Here is a 16,625-nt window from a genome sequence, read left to right as displayed (position 1 = left end):
AAGATTTCTGCGAGAATTATCCTAGAACTTCTATATATAAACGCTCTTTCCCGGTTTTAAGCTACTTTGAAGAAAATAGCCAGAAAACACAGGAAAGAGCGCTTGAACTTAGTAAATTTTCCAATTCTGATTTTGCACTGCAAAAAGCTAGCAAACCAGAATTGAAATAAGCTTTTAGAGGGTAACCACAATTTTCCCGAAATGCGAACCGCTCTTCATGAACTCCAGTGCGTCTACCACCTTGTCAAAGGTAAAGGTTTGGCCAATGGCAGGCTTCACCTGGTTAGCGTCAAACGCTTTGAAGAGTTCTTCCATCATCTCTGTGCTGCCTACATAAATGGCTTGCAGGTTTACCATGTCAAACGGAGAGATAAAAATATCTTTGGTCTGGCCAGGTGCACCACCGCCAACAGCACCAATAATGTAGATGCTTCCACCTGGTTTAAGCGCAATAATAGACTGGTTCAGCGTGTCAGGACCACCTACTTCCAGGATGAAATCTACACCCTCGCCGTTCGTTAGTTCTTTGGCTTTAGCTCCCCATTCCGGAGTTTCTTTGTAGTTGATGAGGTAATCAGCACCCAGAGCTTTCGCTTGTTCCAGTTTCTCATTGCAGCTGGAAGTCACAATCACTTTTGCTCCATACAGTTTTGCAATCTGCAACCCGAAGATGGAAACCCCGCCAGTACCTTGTACCAATACTGTCTGACCTGGCTTTATGCCACCTTTAGTTACTAAAGAGTGCCATGCTGTTACTCCCGCACATGGTACTGAAGCAGCTTCTTCATAGGTAAATGAATCTGGGATCTTAGCTACTGAATCTTCGCTGAACACCACGTATTCTGCTAATACTCCGTCTGTGCTGCCGCCCAAAGAACGAGCTACCTTCTGCGCTGAGAAAGCACCCCCATACCAGTCTGGGAAGAAGTTAGGAGATACTCTATCGCCTACTTTGAGATTTCTTACATCAGGGCCTACCTCGGTGATGATACCAGCACCATCACTAAACGGAATCATTGGTAACTTCTCACCAGGGTACGCAAAGTAACCCAAGGTTACAGCAGTATCGCGGTAGTTCAATGAAACAGCTTTGATGTTGATTTTAACCTGATTGCCTGTCACAGCAGGTTCTTCAGATTCAACTAGTTTTAAATTGTCCCAACCTTTAGGGGCGTGTATTTTGTACGCTTTCATGTTCAGATTATCTGTTTTTCCTTTCAGGAAAATAAATGAATGATAAAGGCAACATACCTTTTTGCCTCAAGTCTCTTATGAATGCCACAAAAGTAAGGAAAGGTAATACTGTGTCTTTGTTAGTTTATTTACTGATACCGGTATGGTTAAAGGTACCTGAGCTGGAGAAGGGTTAGTAATGTACGTGATTATAAGCCCTATAAGCCTGGATGATACTTTCCTGAAATGATCATCTGAGTAGCAAGGGCTTAAAATCAGTAGAAACAACATCCAGCATAAAAAGGGTTATCTGCTTAAACATGTTTTGAAAGTGCCCTGCTAATTGCCCATCAATTCAGAGGAAGACCTTTCTTTCATTTTGTGTGGTTTTATTAAAAACCGCACAAAATGAGGTGAGTCTTTGCAGGGTCAGATTCTCCATTATCTTTGAATTTAAAAAAACTGCTTTCCCAGATTTTCCTTAGTCCTCCCAACATGAGAAATCCTCTGCTTCTCGCTTTCCTGCTCTGTCAGTTTACTTCCTTCGCCCAGAAACCAGCCAATGATCTGGTTCGTTGGGTCAATCCCCTGATCGGGACGCATAAGATGGGCCACACGTACCCGGGAGCCACGGCGCCTTTCGGGATGGTGCAGCTCTCACCTGATACCGATACCATTCCGTACGAGGTGAACGGCAAGTACAACAAAGACGTGTACAAGTACTGCGCTGGCTACCAATACGATGATCCTACCATCGTGGGCTTCAGCCATACGCACTTCAGCGGCACCGGCCACTCAGACCTAGGCGATTTCCTCATCATGCCTACCACCGGCAAACTGCAGCTGAACCCCGGCACCGAGACCCAACCCGAAACGGGCTATCGGTCCAAGTTCTCGCACAACAACGAGGTGGCCCAACCCGCCTACTACAGCGTGAAGCTGGACGACCACAACATCCAGGCGGAACTCACGGCCACCAACCGGGTGGGCATGCACCAGTACACGTTTCCCAAGAGTGACGAGGCGCACATCATCCTGGACCTGATGCATGGCATCTACAACTACGAAGACAAAAACACCTGGACCTTCCTGCGCATTGAGAACGATACGTTGGTGACCGGCTACCGGCAGACCAACGGCTGGGGCCGCACGCGCACGGTGTACTTCGCCATGGCGTTTTCCAAGCCGTTTTACCAGTACGGCAACAAAGACTACTCCAAAGCCCAGGTGTACCGCGGCTTCTGGCGGAAATTCGACCAGAGCAAGAACTTCCCCGAGATGGCTGGCAAGCAGATCAGGGCTTATTTCGATTTCAAGACCCAGGAAGGCGAAAAGGTGAAGATCAAATTCGCGTTGTCGCCGGTGAGTACCGAGGGCGCTTTGGCCAACATGCGTGCCGAGGTGCCGCATTGGGATTTTGACCGCGTAAAGCAGGAAAGCCAAGCCCAGTGGAACCAGGAGCTGGGCAAAGTGCGCGCCAGCCTACCCACCAAAGACGATTATATCAACTTCTACACCGCGCTCTACCACACGTTTCTGGGCCCCACCATTTACATGGACGTGAACGGCCAGTACCGGGGCCTGGACCAGAACAACCACGGGGCAAAGAACTTCACCAACTACACGTCTTTTTCCCTGTGGGATACCTACCGCGCCCTGCACCCCTGGTTCAACCTGGTGCAGCCCAAACGCAACGCCGATATGGTGGAGTCTATGCTGGCGCATTATGACCAGAGCGTGCACAACATGCTGCCCATCTGGTCGCACCACGGCAACGAGAACTGGTGCATGATCGGCTACCACAGCGTATCGGTGATCTCAGATGCGATCATGAAAGGTACTTACCCCGGCGATGCGAACCGGGCGCTGGATGCCTGCGTGGCCACCGCCCGCCAAGGCTACTATGACGGTTTGCAGTATTACATGCAGTTGGGTTATGTGCCGGAGGATAAGAACGGTTCCTCGGTGTCTAAAACGCTGGAGTACGCCTATGACGATTGGTGCATCGCGCAGGTGGCCAAAAAGCTGAACCGGCAGGATATTTACCAGGAGTTCACCAAACGCGCCCAAAACTGGCGGAATGTGTATGACAAGAACATCGGGTACATGCGGCCCAAGCTGAGCGACGGCACGTTCAAGAAGGAGTTTGATGTGCTGAGCACCCACAATCAGGGCTTTATTGAAGGCAACGCCTGGAACTACAGCCTCTACGTGCCGCAGGCCCCCGCGGAGATGATCCAACTCATGGGCGGAAACGCCAAATTCGTCCCGCACCTGGACTCACTCTTTACCATGCATTTACCGGACGAGTTCTTTGCTGATACCGAGGACATCACCCGCGAGGGCATTATAGGCAACTACGTGCACGGCAACGAGCCCGCACACCACGCCGCCTACCTGTATAACTGGACAGATCAGCCTTGGAAGACGCAGGAGCGCGTACGCATGATCCTCAAGAAACAGTATCAGGCCACCCCCGATGGTCTGGGCGGCAACGATGACTGCGGCCAGATGAGCGCCTGGTACCTGTTCAGCTCCCTCGGGTTCTACCCGGTGGCACCCGGCTCAGAGCAATACGCCTTAGGCAGCCCTGCCGTGAAAGAGGCCACTTTGAACCTGGACAATGGCAAAAGCTTCGTGATTGAGGCGAAAAACCAAAGCGAGAAAAACGTGTACGTGCAGAAAGTGGAACTGAACGGCAAGCCTCTTACCCAGCCTTTCCTGAATCATGCGGATCTGGTAAAAGGCGGCAAGCTCACCTTTTACATGAGCAGCAAACCAAAGAAGTAAGCGGCTTTAGCAGCACAAATAGGAATCCCCGTTTACGGCCTGTTTTCCTGACAACAGGCCGTAAACGGGGGATTTTTGTGGAAGACGATTGCCTCCTAAAACGATATCAGAAAACCAGCTCTTCCTGCGCTTGCAGCACATCTTCCCAGCTAAACTGCTGGCACAGCCGAAGCATGTTTTCGGGCATTCTTGCTTTTATCTCTATTTGCTCTCCCGTGAAAGGATGTTCAAATTTCAGGGAGGCGGAGTGCAGCAGCATAAACGGGCTGTTCAGTTCTTCCAGGAACATGCGGTTGTGGCGCCAGTCGCCGTGTTTTTTATCTCCTACAATGTAGTGACGCAAGTGCGCGAAGTGCTTTCTGATCTGGTGCATGCGGCCGGTTTCGGGTTTTACTTTCACCAGGCTGTAGCGGCTGGTCTGGTACCGGCCCACCGGTATGGTTAGCTCTACGGTGGCTAATCTCTGGAAATGGGTGAGCGCATCCTGGGGTTCTTTCAGGCCGTTGTCCTTGTCGGGGCGAATGGGGTTGTCAATGGTGCCTGCCTCAGGGGCATAGCCGCGTACAATGGCAAAGTAGGTTTTATCGGGCTGCCGTTCACTAAAAGCCTTTACCAGCGGGGCCGTTGCCTCCGGAGATTTCGCGAAGAGCAGCACGCCGGAGGTACCCCGGTCAAGCCGATGGACCGCGTGTACCCGGTACCCCAGTTGGTCGCGCAGCAACTGGATGGCAAATTCCTTCTTCTCCTCGGCTATGCGCGTGCGGTGAACCAACAGCCCATTGGGCTTATTGATGGCCACGTACTGCGCGTCTTCATAAATTATCTCCAGCACTCGCTTCCTACTTTTGTTGTAAAATCACCTTTTAAGCCCAGAATCAGATTGACTGAGCAGGGGATTGAAACTTCAAAAGTACCACATAAATAGGTAAGATTACGCTTAGCCGATGTTCAGCCTTCACCAGGTTCTGCATAGTGTGGCAATCGCTTTGTCTTGGCAGTTGCCGTCAAGGATACAGGTAAGGTAGTAACGCCGGAGTTTCAGCCCTGTTTTCAGGAAAATCGAGCTAAAATGGGTCCCTGTCTTGGGGATTTAAAGCAGCAGTTTTATGTAAGGACAATCCATTTCCTGTACATTCTGCGGTGCCGGTTCATGGATTACTGTGCCCAGTTTTGTACCTTCCAAAGAAACAACCTACACCTATGGACCAGCGCATCATCAATTTATTTGACGAGTACACCCACGCTCCGCTCACCCGCAAGGAGTTCATTTCCAGATTAGCCAAACTCACGGGCAGCCTAACGTTGGCTATGTCGCTCTTGCCCATGCTGGAGAACAATTACGCCCAGGCTGCTACGGTAGACGATAAAAACCTCCAAACCGAGGACATTACTTACGCCGGGGCCGAGGGCGTGACCATGAAAGGATTTCTGGCACAGCCCAGGAAAGAGAAGAAGCTGGGTGCCGTGATGGTTATCCATGAAAACCGGGGCTTGAATCCGCACATCCGGGATGTGACGGTGCGGGTGGCGCAGGCGGGTTACCTCGCCTTGGCGCCCGATGCGTTGTCGCCGATGGGAGGCACCCCGGCCAATGAAGACGAGGCCCGCGCCTTATTCTCTAAACTGGATGCCCAGCAGAACCTCACCAATTTCCTGAAAGGCTTGGAGTACCTGCAACACCACAAAAACGCCAACGGGAAAACCGGGGCGGTAGGCTTCTGTTGGGGCGGGGCCCTGGTAGGGCAGTTAGCCGTAAATTCGCCTGAGCTGGACGCTGCCGTGGTGTATTACGGCCGGCAACCCGATGCCGCGGAGGTGCCTAAGATAAAAGCCGAGATGCTGCTGCACTACGGCGGACTGGACGAGCGGGTAAACGCGGGCATCCCGGCCTTTGAACAAGCCCTGAAAGCCGCCAATATCAACTACCAACTGTACGTGTACGAAGGAGCCAACCATGCCTTCAACAACAATACCTCACCGGCCCGCTACAATGAGGCGGTCGCCAAACTAGCCTGGAACCGTACGCTAGAGCTTTTCAACCGGAAACTCAAATAAGCCGGGCAACAGGTACCCTGCAGGAAAGCGGCTAAGCCAAGCAGCAAAAAACTATTTCCTGGTACCTTCACGTTTTTACCTATAAACCAACCCGCTTTTTATGAGTGCTTATTTAGTGAACGCCAGCTTTGAGGCCGATAAAGAACATGAAGCGTACCTGGCCCAGAAATGCCAGCATGATTTGGAGGAAAGCCACGGTGCGGCCGGGCTCATTTCCTTCGATATCTGGAAACGCGAACATCCGCAGACCGTGGAGTACGTGCTGGTCTCCAAGTGGAACAGCAAAGATGATTTCAAAGCCTGGATCTCCCGCGAGGATCACGTGCAAGGGCACAAGGAACAACGTCAGAACAAAGAAGCAGAACGGCCCAAGCTCACCAAGAAACTTACCTATTTTGAAAGCGTTTTGTAGAAAACAGGCCCAAAACAAACAAGAGGTCCTGCCCGGGGTAAACTCAGGCAGGACCTCTTGTTTTAGGTCTTCGGTAAAACCTTACGCTTAAGGCAAGGGAAACTAGGAATTATTAAAAGGGTGCCTGGGAGTGAAATACACTTTGAAGACGGTGCCTTTGCCAACTTCGCTTTCCACCTCAATACGGTCTCCTGAGTTCTCCAGGATTTTTTTCACCAGGTACAAGCCAATACCGGTGCCTTCTACGTGGTCATGCACCCGCTTGTACATGGCAAATATTTTATCTATCTGGTGGGCCGGTATCCCTAACCCGTTATCAGCCACAGACAGCACGTACTCACCGGTGGGGGCAGAGAAGGTGCTGATGACTACCTCGGGCGTGCGTTGCGGGTCTGCATACTTCACAGCATTGGATACCAAGTTGAAGAGCAGGCTGCGCAGGTTCTTGCGGGTGTAGCGCAGGTTGTGGAACTCCATGTCGCCTACTTTGACCTGGGCGTTGCTGGCTTGCAGCTTATCGGATAGGGTTTCCTTTACCTCTTCCAGCAACTCCGGCAGATTCACCACCACGGGGCTGTCTTTATCCTGCTGCAGTTTGGTCACATCAGACAAGTCTGTGATTACTTTGCGCAGAGTGGTGATGGAGTTAGCCATCATACCCAAAATGTCCTGGTGGGTGAGGCAGTCGGGGCCCAGGTCTTCTTTCAGGGCGGTGAGCAGGCCCTCCAGGTTGGTGATTGGTGATTTCAGGTCGTGGGAGGCCGTGTAGACAAAGTTATCCAGATCATTGTTGATGCGTAGCAGCTCCTGGTTTTTCTGGGTGAGTTCTTCGTTGCGGCGGCGCTCGGTTAGGTCGCGGGTAACTTTGGCAAAGCCCAGCAGGCGGTGCTCTGAGTTGAACACCGGCGAGATCACCACGTTGGCCCAGAAAGCGGTTCCGTCTTTTCTGATGCGCCAGCCTTCGTCTTCAAACCTGCCAATCTTGAGGGCGGTGGCAAGTTCATACTGCGGAAAGTTCTTTTCAATGGCCTCGCGTGGATAGAACATGGAAAAGTGCTTGCCCAGGATTTCTTTGGGGGAGTAGCCTTTGATACGCTCAGCCCCGGCGTTCCAGCTGGTGATGTAGCCTTCTGGGTTGAGCATGAGAATGGCGTAGTCTTTCACACTGTCTATTAGCAGGCGACTCTTTTCCTCGGCTTCCTTTAACTCCTCGTTGGTCTGGAAGAGCTGCTGCTCCAATTTCTTTTTCTCGGTGAGGTCACGCGTGATCTTAGAGAAGCCAATGAGCTCTTTCTTTTTGTTGTAGATGGCCGTGATGACCACGTTGGCCCAAAACGCTGAGCCGTCTTTGCGGTAGCGCCAGCCTTCGTCTTCAAAGCGGCCGTCTTCGCGGGCTTTTTTGAGTTCGTACTCCGGAAAACCGCTCTGGATGGCCTCGCGGCTGTAGAACTTGGAGAAGTACTTGCCAATGATCTCGCTGGCCTGGTACCCTTTTATGTTTTGGGCACCTTTGTTCCAGGTGGCAATGTTTCCGGCGGGGTCCAGCATGAAAATGGCGTAATCGGTGACGCCTTCTACCAGCAACCGGAACCGCTCTTCGCTGTCTTTCAGCTCCTCGTAGGCCTTGAACAGATCGTCCTCGGCTTTTTTGCGCTCAGACAGGTCGCGGGTAATCTTGGAGAACCCGATCAGTTCTTTCTTGGAGTTGAAGATGGCCGTAATAATCACATTGGCCCAGAACACAGATCCGTCTTTGCGCACGCGCCAGCCTTCGTCTTCAAAGCGGCCTACCCGTTTGGCTTCTTCCAATTCATAATCTGGGTAGCCGGTTTCCTTGGCCTGGGAGGTGTAGAAGGTAGAAAAGTGTTTGCCAATGATTTCTTCCGGCTCATACTGTTTTATGCGCCTGGCCCCAGCGTTCCAGGTAGAAACGTGGCCGGTGGCATCCAGCAGAAAGATGGCGTAATCAATAACGTTCTCAATCAATAATCTATACCTGTCTTCTGTTTGGGTGCCCTCCACAAAATTGGGTACAACGTCAAGTTCTCCTGTGTTCATGTTAATTGCTAAAAGCCAGTAAGATAGTGTGCGCTTTTCTTCTATGCTTTAAGATGCGTTCTTCAAATATCCTTCATAATAAGTTAGAAAGACACCACTTGTGCATTTTGTTATATTCTTTTCTTCATTAAGTTAAACAAAACCCTAAACATACGTGTTAGGCATAGCTTAGTTTCATTTAAAGCTGAGGTTTGGCAGATGACCGGAGAAACCGTATTTTCAGCCTTCATCAACGAAATAAAACTATGGCTTATACACCCTCTGACCAGCGCTATTCCACCATGGAGTACCGGCGCTGCGGCAAAAGCGGACTCAAACTACCGGCCCTTTCTCTGGGCTTGTGGCACAACTTTGGGCACGTGGATGTGCTGGAGAACTCCCGCCAGATCCTGCGCGATGCCTTTGATGCCGGGGTTACCCACTTTGACCTGGCCAACAACTACGGTCCGCCGCCCGGCTCAGCCGAGGAGAACTTCGGGAAGATTCTGCACGAAGATTTCCGGGGCTACCGCGATGAGCTCATCATTTCCTCCAAGGCGGGTTACAAGATGTGGGAAGGACCGTATGGCGAGTGGGGCTCCCGCAAATACCTCATCTCCAGCCTGGACCAGAGCCTCAAGCGCATGAAGCTGGACTACGTGGATATTTTCTACAGCCACCGTCCAGACCCCAATACGCCGCTGGAAGAAACCATGGGTGCTTTGGACTCTATTGTGCGCCAGGGCAAGGCATTGTACGTGGGCATTTCCAACTACGAAACCCCGGAAGCCACCCGCGCCATCCAGATACTGAACGAACTGGGTACACCTTGTCTTATCCACCAGCCTAAATACTCTATGTTTGTGCGGTGGGTAGAGGAAAGCCTGTTGGATTTACTGGAGCAGCAAGGCGTAGGCTGTATTCCGTTCTCGCCGCTGGCCCAGGGCCTGCTCACTAACAAGTACCTGAAAGGCATACCGGAGAACTCCCGCGCCGCCAAACCCCACGGTTTCCTGCAGGAAGGTGACATTACGGAGGAACGCCTGAGCCAAATCCGTCAGCTCAACGACCTGGCGCAGGGCCGCGGACAATCCCTGGCTCAGATGGCCCTGGCCTGGCTGCTGAAAGACCCGCGCGTGACCTCGGTGTTGATTGGTGCCAGCACTAGCGCCCAGCTAGCCGATTCTCTGAAATGCATGCACAACACCCAGTTCAGCCAGGACGAACTAACCCAGATTGAAACCATCCTTAAGTAAAATCAGGAAGCTGTTTTAGGCCCGGTTTCTGAGAAATTAGCTTGAAACGGCTAAACCTGTGAGGTTTTCAAAACCTCACAGGTTTTTTATGATGCTGCCAGAAATTACCCTGAAAACCACTTTAAGGCAGCAGTCAGTATTTATTTACCAATTCAGTACGCTTTTCTAATTCAAAACAAACCAACTATCTGCTAAGAAATTTACCCTATGCTGCACGCCCCAAAAAGAAAAGTGACGGCCGTTTTTCTGCTGTTAACTTTGTTCACTCTGGCTTTCTCCTTGCTGGGGAAAAGCGCTCCCAAGCGGGAGTTTTACCAGCTTAAAATCTATCACCTGAAAACCCAGCAGCAGGAAGACCGCCTGGATAATTACCTGAAAGAAGCCTATCTGCCTGCCTTGCACCGGGCAGGGGTAGGCAAAGTAGGCGTATTCAAACCCATTGAAGAAGCCGGACAGAACACTGCCGCACCCGCTGAAAAACTGGTCTATGTGTTTATCCCGTTCAAATCTGCAGAGCAGGTGTTCAAAGTGGAGGAAGACCTGGCCAAAGACAAGCAGTTGGCTTCCTCCGGACAGGAGTACATCAACGCTACCCATGACAACCCGGTGTACCAGCGTTTGGAGGTGGTGCTGATGCAAGCCTTCGCCGGAAAACCGGTCTTCACCGTGCCCAACCTGAAAGCAGCTCCCGCAGAAAGAGTCTATGAACTGCGCAGCTACGAAGCCGCCACCGAGAAACTGCACGAAAACAAAGTAGCCATGTTCAATAACGGCGAGATGGAGATTTTTGAGCGCCTGGGTTTTAACCCTGTGTTTTACGGACAAGTGAAAGCGGGCAGCAAAATGCCCAACCTCTTCTACATGACCTCCTTTGAGAACCGAGCCTCCCGTGAGGAGAAATGGAAAGCCTTCGGGTCTGATCCTGTCTGGAAAAAAATGAGCGCAGATCCTCAATACGCCCACAACTTCCTCCGCGCCGATATTTACCTGTTGAAGCCAGCCCCTTACTCAGAGATATAGGTAGGTCACTTTTCTTAACTGTTTTCAGCCAAAAATCCAGAAAACAGGACCAAAATAGCAGCGCCTTCTCCCGCAATGGAAGAAGGCGCTGCTATTTTAGAACTCCACGGTTTGATGTGGAGCTTATTACTATGGCGCGGATTTACTTCCGTGCCTCTCCTACTTGAACAAAAGTCACGGAAGTAAATCCGCGCCATAGTAAGCTATATCTCTTCTCTTTGTCATCCTGAAAGGATCTTGTGAGCAAACGGTAACGGCAGTTAGTAAACGCCTGTACTGTTTTCTCATAAGATATGTACCGTCCTTTCAATACTGTTACTGCACTCCTTGCTGTTCCTTTGAAAACGAGAAAGGTGCGGCGCTCTCCTGGGTTCCGCGGGTGGTGTTGGGCTTGTCGGCCATCTCGAAGCGCAGCTTGGCGCCTTTCATCAGGTCAAAGTGGCCTACCCAGTTCCTCCCGTGGCTCTTGCCGTTGAGTCTCAGCTCCCGCACGTACAGGTTCTCCCGGCTGTTGTTAGGGGCCTCGATCTCCACCTTCCTCCCGTTCTCCAGCTCCAGGGTCATCCTGGGGAAGAGCGGGGCGCCGAGCACGTACTGGTCGGTGCCGGGGCAGACGGGGTAGAAGCCCATGGCCGAGAACACGTACCAGGCCGAGGTCTGGCCGTTGTCCTCGTCGCCGCAGTAGCCGTCCGGGGTGGGCCGGTACATGCGGTCCATGGTCTGGCGGACCCAGTGCTGGGTCTTCCAGGGCTCCCCGGCGAAGCCGTAGAGGTAGGCCATGTGCTGGATGGGCTGGTTGCCGTGCGCGTACTGGCCCATATTGGCGATCTGCATCTCCCGGATCTCGTGGATCACCCCGCCGTAGTAGCTATCGTCGAACACCGGGGGCAGGGTGAATACGGAATCTAATTTCTTCACGAAGTTCTGCCTGCCGCCCATCAGGTCGATCAGGCCCTGCACATCGTGGAACACGCTCCAGGAGTAGTGCCAGCTGTTGCCCTCGGTGAAGGCGTCGCCCCACTTGAAGGGGTTGAACGGGGCCTGGAAGGTGCCGTCCTGGTTCTTGCCGCGCATCAGGCCGGTGGCCGGGTCATAGAGGTTGCGGTAGTTCTGGCTGCGCCTGGCGTAGAGGTCGATCTCGGCCTGCGGCCTTTTCAGGGCCTTGGCCAGCTGGTAGATAGCGAAATCATCGTAGGCGTACTCCAGGGTACGGGCGGCGTTCTCGTTGATGCCCACGTCGTAGGGCACGTAGCCCAGTTTGTTGTAGTACCCCACGCCCTTGCGGCCGATGGCGGTGATGGGCCCCTCGTTATTGGCACCGTGCACCAGCGCCTCGTAGAGCTTCTCGATGTCGTAGCCGCGCAGGCCCTTCACGTAGGCGTCGGCCACCACGGAGGCCGAGTTGTTCCCGACCATGATGTCGGCGTAGCCGGGGCTGGACCACTCGGGCAGCCAGCCGCCCTCTTTGTAGTCGTTGCTCAGGCCCTCCTGCATCTCCCGGTTGATACTGGGGTACATGAGGTTGAGGAAGGGGTACAGCGCCCGGAACGTGTCCCAGAAGCCGGTCCCGGCGAAGCGGTAGCCATCATGGACCCTGCCGGTGTAGGGGCTGTAGTGCACCGCTTTGTTACTGGCGTCCAGCTCGTACATCTTGTGGGGGAAGAACAGCGTGCGGTAGAGGCAGGAGTAGAACGTGCGCTGCTGCTCCTCGGTGCCGCCCTCCACCTTGATGCGGCCCAGGGTCTTCTCCCAGCGCTCCCGGGCCTTGGCCATGGTCGCGCCGAAGTCGTCCTGCGCCAGCTCCCGGCTCAGGTTCAGCTCGGCCTGCTCGGGGCTGATGAAGGAGGAGGCGACCCTCAGGTGCACCTTCTCGCCCTTGGCGGTTTTAAAACCGATCACCGCCCCGGAGTGGTTGGAGGTCAGCTCCAGGGAATCCCTGCCGGCGAGTCTGTTGCCGCGGAAGGTGCGCGCCAGCGCGAACGGCTTGTCCACGTAGATGACGAAGTAGTTCTTGAAGTCTTTGGGGTTGGAACGGGCTGCCCGGGTGGTGTAGCCGATGATCTTTCTTTCCGAAGGGATTACCTTGATATAAGAGCCTTTGTCCAGCGCGTCGATCACCAGGAAAGAACTGTCCGATTTGGGGTAGGTGAAGCGGAACTGGGCGGCGCGCTCGGTGGGGGTGAGCTCGGCGGTCACGTCGTGGTCGGCCAGGTAGACGCCGTAGTAGTAGGGCCTGGCCGTCTCGGACTTGTGGGAGAACCAGCTGGCCCTTCCGTCCTGGTCAAACTTCATCTTTCCGGTCACCGGCATGATCACGAACTGGCCGTAGTCGTTCATCCAGGGCGAGGGCTGGTGCGTCTGCTTGAAGCCCCGGATCCTGTCCGCGGCGTAGGTGTAGGCCCAGCCGTTGCCCATGGTGCCCGTCTGCGGCGTCCACAGGTTCATGCCCCAGGGCACGGCCACCGCCGGGTAGGTGTTCCCGTTGGAGAGCTCCGGCTTGGAGTCCGTCCCCATCAACGGGTTCACCAAATCCACCGGGGAGGGGGAGGAAATTTTTTTGTTCTGGGAGACAGCAGGATTGCTCCAAAGAAATAGAGAACAGAGCAGGAGGCAAAAGGAGTACCGGTAGGTCATGCGTTTTTAGGCTTGTTTGCGAAAAGGAGCCTCAAAATAATGAATAATCTGAAGGTGAGTAAGTAGGCCTCGGTATTTGTACGGGAGATGCTCGCTTATACCTAATCTGAATTGCTGATATACGGCAACCCTCGCTCGCCTCCGGCGAGTGTGTGTTATGTGGTGGCCTCTGGCCACGTTGCGAAATATTGTACATCATTTGCATTGCGGCGAGACGCCGCTCCATAACGCACACTCGCCGGAGGCGAGCGAGGAAAAGCTAAAGCTCCAGTGTTTAGAGGCTATTTTCAAGAAATCAGCCTCTAAACACTGGAGCTTTTTTTTAGGAAATGGTGAAGTACAGGAAGCTACTCAATGGCGTTGATAAACCGTTGCACCGCCCGGTAAGTGGGACCTCTTCTTGCCATCAGGTAGTTGAACAAGGCAATTGCCGCGGTGGCGAAAAGTATCCCGAATAGTACATCCAGGATGTAGTGGTGGGAAGTGTACACGGCCGCAAACCAGATGCCCACGGCAATAATCCCGAATATTTCCCGGGCCACTTTCAGGCGGTTCTTCACGCCGTAGTACACCACAATAAGGGGATAGGCCGAATGGAGCGAAGGCATGGCGGCGAAGACGTTAGATCCTTTGGCGTACATGCCCCGGAACAGGTCTATCTGGAAAAACGCATCAAAATGGACCAACCCTGCCATGTTGCCGGGTGTTTTGGGGATAAACTCAAAGCCGTGCAACTGTACGTACCACGGCGGGGCGGCTGGGTACAGGTAATACGCCACGAAGCCTAGCAGATTCACCAGCAGGAAGGTGAGCGAAAAGTAGGTGAACTGGGTTCTGTCTCGGAAGAACAGATAAGCGGCAAAACCCATGGGGACCGGCACCCAGCACAGGTAAAAGATACCTGATAGGACATCCAGCACGGTGTTGTGGTGCTGGAGCCAAAATTCATTCGGGGTTAACCGTGCTCCTCCGTAGGTGATCCCAAAGAGGGCTTTCTCGGCTTCATACAGGTCCTGGATGTGTACTGGGTTGAACCAGTAGTTAGGGAAGGCCTTCATGTAGTCATACAGAATCCAGAAGATCCCAAAAATGGTGAAGCCCAGCGCAAACTTGCGGGTAGTGGGCGACAGGTAATACAGCGAGGTGAAAAGGCCCACCAACAGCAATTGGTCTACCTTAAACCCGATCAATAGATAAGAGAGCAGCAGATATCCCAGCGAGATGCCGGTGATCCAGAGGGTTGCTTTAAGAGAAACGCTTTTTTCTTCTTTGTTCGCTACTGTGGTAGTAGTACGCATGTTATTTTTTGATGAAATCAGAGCCAAAAACCTTGTCCCACAGCGCGGAACTTACGCCGTAGCCTTTGCTGGAATCTGAGTAATGGTGCAGCATGTGGTGTTTCTTCAGCTTTTTCCAGAACTCGTTTTTAAAGTTGAAATGGTGCAGGGCATAATGCGAGATGTCGTACACCAGGTACCCGGTCAGGAAAGCGGCGAAGAAGGCGTGGAGCGGACCTCCGCTGAAGAACAGCCGGAAAAAGAAGTACAGAATGGTAGCCATAGGAATGCTGGCCGAGGGCGGCATCACCAGGCGTTTGGCATCGTTGGGGTAGTCATGGTGCACACCGTGGAAGATGAAGTGCAGCCGCAGCGCCCAGGGAGCCTTGGGCACGAAATGGAACACAAACCGGTGCAGCAGGTACTCAGACAAGGTCCAGACCACCAATCCCAGTGCGTAGTACCCCGCAAAGGACAGCAGGGTTAGGTGCTGCCGGAAAAGGGCATCATAGATGAGGTAACCAATTACCGGAATGTAGATGTACAGCGGCACCGTGAAATGCACTTTTGAGAGCGCCTCCATCCAGTCGGCCTTGAACATTCTGGTTGATTCAGTGGAATTAGAGACATAGTTCTTTTTCATACAACTAAACTCGTTATGGTTTGAACCGTTCTACAGTTTGTTTTCCGGTGGCGGTTTCCCGCCCTTTGAACTCAGCATAGACCACGTTGGGAACCCAGAAGGAACCGCCCTCAATGCGTACAAAGATACGGTCTACCACGGCCTGTTTCTGGTTGATGGTAGTGTACACATGGAACTTGCCATCGGGCCCTTTCTGCAGGTAGAACGCGCGCTTGCCGTAACTCACAAACTTCAGTTCGTACTTTTCGGCATTGATCTTCCTTACGTTGAGGCCGTAGGCAAACTTCCGCTGGATGAAGTTCAGGTCCTGCTTTTTCCCGCCATCGGCGTATCTGATCCAGTAAATCTTTACGGGTTCATCCTCGTTGGGGACGCCTTTGCTGTTCAGGTTCCACTCGTACACCACAGTGTTGGTGTTGGGGTCACGCTGCACGTAGAACAGCATGTTAGAGATGCCTTTGGGCGTGGGCAGTTCCTGGCCCTTGTTGGTTTTAAGGGTTTCCTGTGAAAACGCCGGTAAAACGCTCCCGCCCACCAACAACACCACGGTCAAACAATAGAAGAGAATCCTTTTCATCTTACACTAAACAGTCTGCTTCTTCAATAAATTCTCTTTTTCCTCTAAAGCCTTTTTCGCGTCCAGCAACCGGTTGACAGCCGTGATATTGGTCAGGACGGCCAATACCGCCAGCGGGAACGTGAACACCGTCATGGTCTCAAACACCAGAATACGGGTACCCGGAATCACTACTTTGTACTCGCCGCCAATCCAGGAGGCCAACAGGCCGCAGAGAATAGAGGAGAGCCCGATGAGCACCACGCGCTCGGGGCGCTGCATGAGGCCGCCTTTGCATTCTACGCCCAACCCCTCGGCCCGGGCCCGGGTGTAGCTCACCATCATGGACCCGATCATGGCAATGAACGCCAGGAGAGAGCTCAGGAAATAATGGTGCGCAATGAGGTAGTAGCAGATGCCCAGGAACATGATCAGTTCAGAATATCTATCCACCACCGAGTCAAACAAAGCCCCGTAGGAAGAACTCATCTTGCCTATGCGGGCCACCTGCCCGTCCAGCATGTCAAACAAACCTGCGAACAGGATCAGGAAACCGGCCCAGCCCACGTAGTCCAGGTCGCCGCGGTTGCCCTTTTCGCCGCCCAGGATAAAGATCACCGCTACGCCAATGTTCAGCAGAAAACCGGTGATAGTAACCGTGTTGGGCGTAAAACCCAACGAGATAATAAACTTAACAAACGGATTGATAATCTTGTAGATACCTTGCTGTAAGGTGTCTCTGAGGGTGCTTTTGCGCAGAGTGCTCTCCATG

General features: G+C 52.9%; 13 protein-coding genes. 5 read left to right on the top strand and 8 right to left on the bottom strand.

Translation table 11 applies throughout. The features are described 5' to 3' along the window. Nucleotides 1-174 precede the first annotated feature (174 nt). On the bottom strand, nt 175-1,194 hold the full coding sequence (locus JT719_RS06575) for a zinc-dependent alcohol dehydrogenase family protein (protein ID WP_207431831.1): 1,020 nt from the start codon (nt 1,192-1,194) through the stop codon (nt 175-177). A gap of 474 nt (nt 1,195-1,668) precedes the next feature. On the opposite strand from JT719_RS06575, the gene JT719_RS06570 reads away from it, so the two are divergent. Continuing rightward, on the top strand, nt 1,669-3,963 hold the full coding sequence (locus JT719_RS06570) for a GH92 family glycosyl hydrolase (protein WP_207431830.1): 2,295 nt from the start codon (nt 1,669-1,671) through the stop codon (nt 3,961-3,963). Nucleotides 3,964-4,069: 106 nt separating this feature from the next. Here JT719_RS06570 and JT719_RS06565 read toward each other — a convergent pair whose 3' ends face one another. Further along, nucleotides 4,070-4,795 (bottom strand): pseudouridine synthase, encoded by a 726-nt coding sequence (locus JT719_RS06565; RefSeq protein WP_207431825.1) that lies wholly within the window; start codon nt 4,793-4,795, stop codon nt 4,070-4,072. A gap of 308 nt (nt 4,796-5,103) precedes the next feature. On the opposite strand from JT719_RS06565, the gene JT719_RS06560 reads away from it, so the two are divergent. Together JT719_RS06560 and JT719_RS06555 are read left to right on the top strand one after the other, a co-directional pair. Beyond that, on the top strand, nt 5,104-6,018 hold the full coding sequence (locus tag JT719_RS06560) for a dienelactone hydrolase family protein (protein WP_423227970.1): 915 nt from the start codon (nt 5,104-5,106) through the stop codon (nt 6,016-6,018). Between the two features lie 100 nt (nt 6,019-6,118). Continuing rightward, entirely contained in the window at nt 6,119-6,430 is a 312-nt protein-coding gene (locus JT719_RS06555; protein WP_207431814.1) for an antibiotic biosynthesis monooxygenase, read from the top strand. A 102-nt stretch (nt 6,431-6,532) separates the two neighbouring features. Here JT719_RS06555 and JT719_RS06550 read toward each other — a convergent pair whose 3' ends face one another. Further along, nucleotides 6,533-8,488 (bottom strand): PAS domain-containing sensor histidine kinase, encoded by a 1,956-nt coding sequence (locus tag JT719_RS06550; protein WP_207431813.1) that lies wholly within the window; start codon nt 8,486-8,488, stop codon nt 6,533-6,535. Between the two features lie 245 nt (nt 8,489-8,733). Here JT719_RS06550 and mgrA point away from each other — a divergent pair, with 245 nt between their 5' ends. Together mgrA and JT719_RS06540 are read left to right on the top strand one after the other, a co-directional pair. Next, on the top strand, nt 8,734-9,723 hold the full coding sequence (gene mgrA / locus JT719_RS06545) for an L-glyceraldehyde 3-phosphate reductase (RefSeq protein ID WP_207431811.1): 990 nt from the start codon (nt 8,734-8,736) through the stop codon (nt 9,721-9,723). Between the two features lie 207 nt (nt 9,724-9,930). Beyond that, nucleotides 9,931-10,743: an NIPSNAP family protein gene (locus tag JT719_RS06540; RefSeq protein WP_207431810.1), complete on the top strand. Its 813-nt coding sequence runs from the start codon at nt 9,931-9,933 to the stop codon at nt 10,741-10,743. Between the two features lie 315 nt (nt 10,744-11,058). On the opposite strand, the gene JT719_RS06535 is transcribed toward JT719_RS06540, so the two are convergent. The 5 genes from JT719_RS06535 to JT719_RS25185 all read right to left on the bottom strand — a co-directional run bounded on the left by JT719_RS06535 (nt 11,059) and on the right by JT719_RS25185 (nt 16,624). Continuing rightward, nucleotides 11,059-13,377: a GH92 family glycosyl hydrolase gene (locus JT719_RS06535; RefSeq protein ID WP_207431809.1), complete on the bottom strand. Its 2,319-nt coding sequence runs from the start codon at nt 13,375-13,377 to the stop codon at nt 11,059-11,061. A 347-nt stretch (nt 13,378-13,724) separates the two neighbouring features. After that, nucleotides 13,725-14,675, bottom strand: a complete 951-nt coding sequence (locus tag JT719_RS06530; RefSeq protein ID WP_207431808.1) for a phosphatase PAP2 family protein — start codon at nt 14,673-14,675, stop codon at nt 13,725-13,727. A gap of 1 nt (nt 14,676) precedes the next feature. Then, nucleotides 14,677-15,297 carry a sterol desaturase family protein gene (locus tag JT719_RS06525; RefSeq protein ID WP_207431807.1) on the bottom strand — a complete coding sequence of 207 codons (621 nt, stop codon included), beginning with the start codon at nt 15,295-15,297 and terminating at the stop codon, nt 14,677-14,679. 13 nt (nt 15,298-15,310) lie between these two features. Next, the gene (locus tag JT719_RS25190) at nt 15,311-15,874 is read right to left on the bottom strand and encodes a DUF4833 domain-containing protein (RefSeq protein WP_242693089.1); all 564 of its coding nucleotides are present in this window, start codon (nt 15,872-15,874) and stop codon (nt 15,311-15,313) included. 6 nt (nt 15,875-15,880) lie between these two features. Continuing rightward, nucleotides 15,881-16,624, bottom strand: coding sequence for a CDP-alcohol phosphatidyltransferase family protein (locus JT719_RS25185; protein WP_242693088.1), 744 nt, complete (start codon nt 16,622-16,624; stop codon nt 15,881-15,883). Between the last annotated feature and the right edge of the window lies 1 nt (nt 16,625).

This window comes from Sabulibacter ruber (assembly GCF_017355955.1).
Taxonomy (GTDB): domain Bacteria; phylum Bacteroidota; class Bacteroidia; order Cytophagales; family Hymenobacteraceae; genus Nibribacter; species Nibribacter ruber_A.
Note: the sequence above shows the minus strand (reverse complement) of the source record. Positions and strands in the feature narration are given on the sequence as shown.

Excerpts from the sequence above, each read along its gene's own strand:
- JT719_RS06535 (WP_207431809.1), bottom strand. The coding sequence starts at position 13,377 with ATGACCTACCGGTACTCCTTTTGCCTCCTGCTCTGTTCTCTATTTCTT.
- JT719_RS06525 (WP_207431807.1), bottom strand. The coding sequence starts at position 15,297 with ATGAAAAAGAACTATGTCTCTAATTCCACTGAATCAACCAGAATGTTC.
- JT719_RS06530 (WP_207431808.1), bottom strand. The coding sequence starts at position 14,675 with ATGCGTACTACTACCACAGTAGCGAACAAAGAAGAAAAAAGCGTTTCT.
- JT719_RS25190 (WP_242693089.1), bottom strand. The coding sequence starts at position 15,874 with ATGAAAAGGATTCTCTTCTATTGTTTGACCGTGGTGTTGTTGGTGGGC.
- JT719_RS06570 (WP_207431830.1), top strand. The coding sequence starts at position 1,669 with ATGAGAAATCCTCTGCTTCTCGCTTTCCTGCTCTGTCAGTTTACTTCC.
- JT719_RS25185 (WP_242693088.1), bottom strand. The coding sequence starts at position 16,624 with ATGGAGAGCACTCTGCGCAAAAGCACCCTCAGAGACACCTTACAGCAA.
- JT719_RS06555 (WP_207431814.1), top strand. The coding sequence starts at position 6,119 with ATGAGTGCTTATTTAGTGAACGCCAGCTTTGAGGCCGATAAAGAACAT.
- JT719_RS06540 (WP_207431810.1), top strand. The coding sequence starts at position 9,931 with ATGCTGCACGCCCCAAAAAGAAAAGTGACGGCCGTTTTTCTGCTGTTA.
- JT719_RS06550 (WP_207431813.1), bottom strand. The coding sequence starts at position 8,488 with ATGAACACAGGAGAACTTGACGTTGTACCCAATTTTGTGGAGGGCACC.
- JT719_RS06575 (WP_207431831.1), bottom strand. The coding sequence starts at position 1,194 with ATGAAAGCGTACAAAATACACGCCCCTAAAGGTTGGGACAATTTAAAA.
- mgrA (WP_207431811.1), top strand. The coding sequence starts at position 8,734 with ATGGCTTATACACCCTCTGACCAGCGCTATTCCACCATGGAGTACCGG.